2 protein-coding genes are annotated in these 6,130 nt (G+C 70.8%); both read left to right on the top strand.

Features of this window, described 5'->3' with window-relative positions:
• The coding region (locus DA1_RS29125) for a non-ribosomal peptide synthetase (protein WP_081232018.1) at nt 1–3,277 on the top strand (3,277 nt) is incomplete at its 5' end.
• Nucleotides 3,277–6,130: amino acid adenylation domain-containing protein (locus tag DA1_RS29120; RefSeq protein WP_155737677.1), on the top strand; the 2,854-nt coding region annotated here is incomplete at its 3' end. The genes DA1_RS29125 and DA1_RS29120, both read left to right, overlap by 1 nt.

Raw genomic sequence — 6,130 nt, 5'->3', positions numbered from 1 at the left:
CCCGCTGGCGCCGCTGCAGGAGGGAATTCTGTTCCACCACCTGCTGCAGTCCGGGGGCGATGTGTTCGTCTCGCCCAACCTGCTGAGCTTCGGGACGCGCGAGCAGCTGCAATCCTTCGTGCACAGCCTCAACCAGGTGATTGCGCGCCATGACATCCTGCGCACGGCCGTGCTCTGGGAGGGGCTGTCCGAGCCGGTGCAGGTGGTGCTGCGCCAGGCACCGCTGCAGCTGCAGTGGCCTGATGCGGATGAGGCGCATGGGTCGCAAGAGGTGCATGAGGCGCTGGTGCCGCAGATGCTGGAGCAACTGGGCAGCCACGACCTGCGCCTGGACGTGCGGCAGGCGCCGATGATAGGGGCGCGGGCCGCGCACGATGCCGGGCAAGGCCGCTGGCTGCTGCAGCTGCTGAGTCACCACCTGGTGATGGACCGCATCACGCTGGACCTGCTGCTGCAGGAAGTGCTGCGGCTTCAGCAGGGCCGTGCGGCCGAGCTGCCGGTGCCCGTGCCCTTCCGGCGCTTTGTGGCGCAGGCGCGCCAGGGCGTGGCGGCCGAGGCGCACGAGCGGTTCTTCCGCCGCATGCTGGCCGATGTGCAGGAGCCCACGGCCGCCTTCGGCCTGCTGGATGTGCAAGGCGATGGCCGGGGCATGGAGGAGGCCCGCCTGCGGTTGGACGCCCCACTGGCCCAGGGCATGCGCCGCCAGGCGCGTGCGCACGGCGTCAGCCCCGCCGCGCTCTGCCACCTGGCCTGGGCGCTGGTGCTGGCCCGGACCAGCGGCAGGCAGGAGCCGGTCTTCGGCACCGTGCTGATGGGCCGCATGGACGGCGGCGCCGGTGCGCAGCAGGCGCTGGGCATGTTCATCAACACCTTGCCGCTGCGCCTGCCGCTGGGCGAAGGCAGCGTGCTCCAGGGCCTGCGCAGCACGGCAGCGGCGCTTGCGGCCCTGCTGCAGCACGAGCATGCCAGCCTGTCGCTGGCCCAGCGCTGCAGCGGCCTGCCTGCGGGAACGCCGCTGTTCAGCGCATTGCTGAACTACCGGCATGGCGCGGCAGAGGGTGCTGCGCAAGAGCTGGCCCGGGCCGGCGTGCAGGTGCTGGGCCGCCCCGAGCGCAGCAACTATCCCGTGGGCATGGCCGTGGATGACGACGGCCAGGGCTTTGTGCTCGTCGCCCAGGTGGTGCGCAGCGTGGGGGCCGGGCGCGTCTGCGCCTACATGCAGCAGGCCCTGCAGGCGCTGGTGCAGGCGCTGCAGCAGCAGCCCGGCCGCGACCTGCGCACGCTGGACGTGGTACCCCCGGCCGAGCGCCAGGCGCTGCTGGCGCAGGCCGGCAACTCCCGGTCCTGGCCGCAGGCCTTGCCGGTGCACCGCATGTTCGAGGCGCAGGCAAGGCAGCGGCCCCAGGCCCCGGCCCTGACCGCGGACGGGCAGGTGTTCAGCTACGGCGATCTGGATCGGCGGGCCAGCCGCCTGGCGCAGGCCCTGATCGCCCAGGGGCTGCGGCCCGGGCAGCGCGTGGGCCTGGTGGCCGAGCGCGGGGCCGCCATGGTGGCCGGCCTGCTGGCCATCCTCAAGGCGGGCGCCGCCTACGTGCCCGTCGATCCGGCCCTGCCCGATGAGCGCATGCAGTACATGCTGCAGGACAGCGGGGCCTGCCTGGTGCTGGCCTCGGGCCTGGCGCCGGGCCGGCTGGCCGTGCTCGCCGCCAGCGTGCCGAAGGTGCTGGAGCTGGAGGCGCTGGAGGTACTGGAGGCAAGGGAGTCAGGGCCGCAGGCAGGCACGGAACGCGCGCCCCGCGTCGAGGTGCATGGCGACCAGGCCGCCTATGTGATCTACACCTCGGGCTCCACCGGGCGGCCCAAGGGCGTGGTGGTGCGGCATGCGGCCTTCTCCAACTTCCTGCAGTCCATGGCGGCACAGCCGGGCATGCAGGCGCAGGACGTGGTGCTGGCCACGACCTCCGTGTCCTTCGACATTGCGGGCCTGGAGATCTTCCTGCCCCTGGCCGTGGGCGCGCAGCTGGTGGTGGCCGGGCGCGAACAGGTGCGCGACGCGGCCGCGCTGGCGGCGCTGCTGGAGCGCAGCCGCGCCAGCGTGATGCAGGCCACGCCCTCGGGCTGGCGCCTGCTGCTGGCCGGTGGCTGGAAGGCGGCACGGCCGCTGAAGGCGCTGTGCGGCGGCGAGGCGCTTGCGCCGGACCTGATTGCCCTGCTGCGCGCGGCGGGCGTGGACCTCTGGAACCTCTACGGCCCGACCGAGACCACGATCTGGTCCAGCCTGCAGCAGGTGCAGGGCGATGCCGCCACGCTGGGTCAGGCAATCGCGGCCACCCGGCTGCTGGTGCTTGACGAAGGGCTGCGCTGCGTGCCGCAAGGCGTGGCCGGGGAACTGTTCATTGGCGGCCAGGGCCTGGCGCGCGGCTACTGGCAGCGGCCGGGCCTGAGCGCAGAGCGTTTTGTGGCCGATCCTTTCGCGGGACCGGACGCGGCTGGCGAACGCCTGTACCGCACGGGCGACCTGGTGCGCCGCAATGCCGATGGCGCGCTCGAATACCTGGGCCGGCTGGACCACCAGGTCAAGATCCGCGGCCACCGCATCGAGCTGGGCGAGGTGGAGGCCGCACTGCTGGCCCAGCCCGAGGTGCGCGAGGCCGTGGTCACGGCAGCGGGGGCCGGCAGCGATACGCGCCTTGTGGCGCACGTATCTCTACATGCATCGCTGCATGCATCGCTACATGGGTCGCTACATGCACCGCTGCATGCATCACTGCATGCAGGCCCGCCCCTGGACGCTGCGGCACTGCGCGCAAGACTGGCCAGCGGCCTGCCCGACTACATGCTGCCGTCCGCCATCGTGGTGCTGGACACGCTGCCGCTGAACAACAGCGGCAAGGTGGACCGTGCCGCGCTGCCTGCGGCGCAGGCACCGGCCGGCCAGTCCTACGAGGCGCCCTCGGGGCAGGCCGAGGAAATGCTGGCCGGGCTCTGGTCCGAGCTGCTGGGCGGTGGCCGCGTGGACCGCCGCGACAGCTTCTTCGAGCGCGGCGGGCACTCGCTCAAGGTGGTGCAACTGCTGGCGCGGCTGCAGGGGGCAGGCGCTGCGGGGCTGACCGCCCAGGACATTTTCCGCACCCCGGTGCTGCAGGACATGGCGGGCCTGGTGCGCCTGCCAGCCCATGGCAGCGCGGATGCTGCGGGTGCAACAGGCACGACAGGCGCGGATGCGCAGGCGCTCGATGCGCTGGATTCCTTTCTCGAAACTCTGGGAGATATCTGATGGACCGTGGCCGCCTGCGCCAAATCGCCGAGCGCTTTGCAAGCCTGAGCCCTGCCCAGCGCACGCTGGCATTGCAAAAGATCCGGGCCGAGGGACTGGATCTCTCGCATTTCCCCATCCCGGTGCGCGCACCATCGTCTGACCAGACCGAAGCCCTGTCCCATGCGCAGCTGCGCCAGTGGTTCCTGTGGAAGCTGGACCCGCAAAGCTCGGCCTACCACATCGCCCAGGCCTCGTGGATGCATGGCGAGCTGGATGTGGCGGCCTTGCGGCAGGCGTTCGGCGTGCTGCTGGAGCGCCACGGCGGACTGCGCACGGTGTTCGAGGAAAGCCCCGACGGCCTGGCGCGGCAGCGCATCGTGCCGCAGCTGGCGCTGGAGCTGCCGCTGATCGACCTCAGTTCCCTGCCTGCCGCACAGCGCCACGACCGGGCCCTGGCCGAAGCCGAGCGCCTGTGCCTCACGCCCTTTGACCTGACGCGCGGCCCGCTGCTGCGCGTGGCCGCCGTTCGCCTGGACAGCCGCCAGCACCTGCTGGTGGTGGTGATGCACCACATCATCTCCGACGGCCGCTCCATGCAGATCCTGCTGGAGGAGTTCGCCGGCCTGTACGCGGCACTGGTGCAGCAGCGCCCGACCCGCCTGCCGCCGCTGCCCATTGCCTACACCGACTACGCCGCCTGGCAGCGCGACTGGCTGGAGGCTGGGGAAAGGCAGCGCCTGCTGGACTACTGGCTGCCCGAACTGGCCGGGGGTCAGGACCTGCATCTGGAGCTGCCCGCCGACCATGCCCGCGCGCCGGGCGCCGAGACCCGCTGGCATGCCGCCTGGCACCGTCTCGATCTGCCCGCCAGCCTGGTGGCCGGACTGGAGCAGCGCGCCCGCGAGCAGGGCACCTCCCTCTTCGTGGCGCTGCTGGCCGGGTTCCAGGCCCTGCTGCACCGCTATACCGCCGAGACCGATATCCGCGTGGGCGTGCCCGTGGCCAACCGCAACCAGCCCGAGGCCGAGCCGCTGGTCGGCTTCTTCGTCAACACGCTGGTGATGCGTGGCCGGCTCGATCCCCGCATGCGCCTGCAGGAGCTGCTGGCCCAGCTGGCCGAGCGGGTCCGCCTGGGCCTGGCCCACCAGGACCTGCCCTATGAGCAACTGGTCGAGGCGCTGCAGCCGCGCCGCAGCCTGGACGGCAGCTCGCTGTTCCAGGTGATGCTGAACTACCAGCACGAAGAGGCGGCCGGCCTGGCGGGCCTGGAGATCCAGAAGCTGGAGCTGGACGGCCTGGCCGCCCAGTTCGAGCTGACCCTGCACGCCAGCCGCCGCGCCGACGGCAGCCTGCAACTGGGCTTTGCCTATGCGCGCGAGCGCTTCGAGCCGGCCACGGTGCAGCGCATGGGCGCGCATCTGTCGCTGCTGCTGCAGGCGCTGGCGCATGCGCCGCAGTGCGCTCTGGACCAGGTGCAACTGCTGCCCGGCGATGAGCAGGCGCAGCTTCTGGACCGCAGTGCGCGCCGCAGTACCCGCAATGGACCTGTCCTCAACCCTGCGCAGCCCGCCTGCCTGCACCAGCGCTTTGCGGCAAGCGCGCAGCAGCGGCCGGATGCGGCGGCGTTGACCTGCGAGTCCGCACAACTGACCTACGCAGAACTCGACGCCCAGGCCAACCGCCTGGCCCACCGCCTGATCGCCCTGGGCGTGCGCCCGGAGACACGCGTGGGCATTGCCATGCAGCGCTCGGTGGAGATGGTGGTCGGCCTGCTGGCCATCCTCAAGGCCGGTGGCGCCTATGTGCCGCTGGACCCGGACTACCCTGCCGATCGTCTGGCGCACATGGTCGAGGACAGTGGCATTGCCCTGGTGCTGACGCAGGCGGCGCTGCGCGAGCGCATTCCCGGCGCTGCTGTGCTGCAGGTGCTGGAGATCGACATGCTGGACCTGTCGGGCGAACCCGATACCGATCCACAGGTCGATGTGAGCCCGGACAGCCTGGCCTATGTGATCTACACCTCGGGCTCGACAGGCAAACCCAAAGGCGCGCAACTGGGCCACCGCAACGTGGCACGGCTGCTGGACGCCACCGATGCCTGGTTCGGCTTCGGGCCTGACGATGTCTGGACCCTGTTCCATTCCTACGCCTTCGACTTCTCTGTCTGGGAGATCTTCGGCGCCCTGTGCACGGGGGGCAGGCTGGTGGTGGTGCCGTACTGGGTCAGCCGCTCGCCCCAGGACTTCCTGGCCTTGCTGCGGGCGGAGCGCGTAACGGTTCTCAATCAAACACCTTCGGCCTTCGGGCAACTGGTCCATGCCGTGGAGCAGGAAGATGGGAACGGCGCTGGCCTGGCGCTGCGCCAGGTGATCTTCGGCGGCGAGGCGCTGGAGCCCGAGAGCCTGCGGCCCTGGTTTGACCGCTTCGGTGACCAGAGCCCCCAACTCATCAACATGTACGGCATCACCGAGACCACGGTGCATGTGACGTACCGGGAGATCACCAAGGCGGATCTGGATGGCGGACGCAGCCCGGTGGGCGTGGCGATTCCGGACCTGGGCCTGTACGTGCTCGATGGCAGCCTGAACCTGCTGCCGCAGGGCGTGGCGGGAGAGTTGTATGTGGCGGGTGAAGGCCTGGCACGTGGTTACCTGAACCGCGCCGGTCTGAGCGCGGAACGTTTTATCGCCAATCCCTACGCGTCAGCAGGCGAGCGCCTGTACCGCACGGGCGACCTGGTGCGCTGGAGTGCACAGGGCGAGCTTGAATACCTGGGCCGTGCCGACCAGCAGGTCAAGATCCGGGGCTTCCGTATCGAGCTGGGCGAGGTGCAGTCGCAACTGCTGGCCCAGCCTGAAGTGCGCGAGGCCG

Source organism: Delftia acidovorans NBRC 14950 (genome assembly GCF_001598795.1).
Taxonomy (GTDB): Bacteria; Pseudomonadota; Gammaproteobacteria; order Burkholderiales; family Burkholderiaceae_C; genus Comamonas; species Comamonas acidovorans.
The sequence above is the reverse complement of the archived record's forward strand: the minus strand, read 5'-3'. Positions and strand labels throughout refer to the sequence as shown.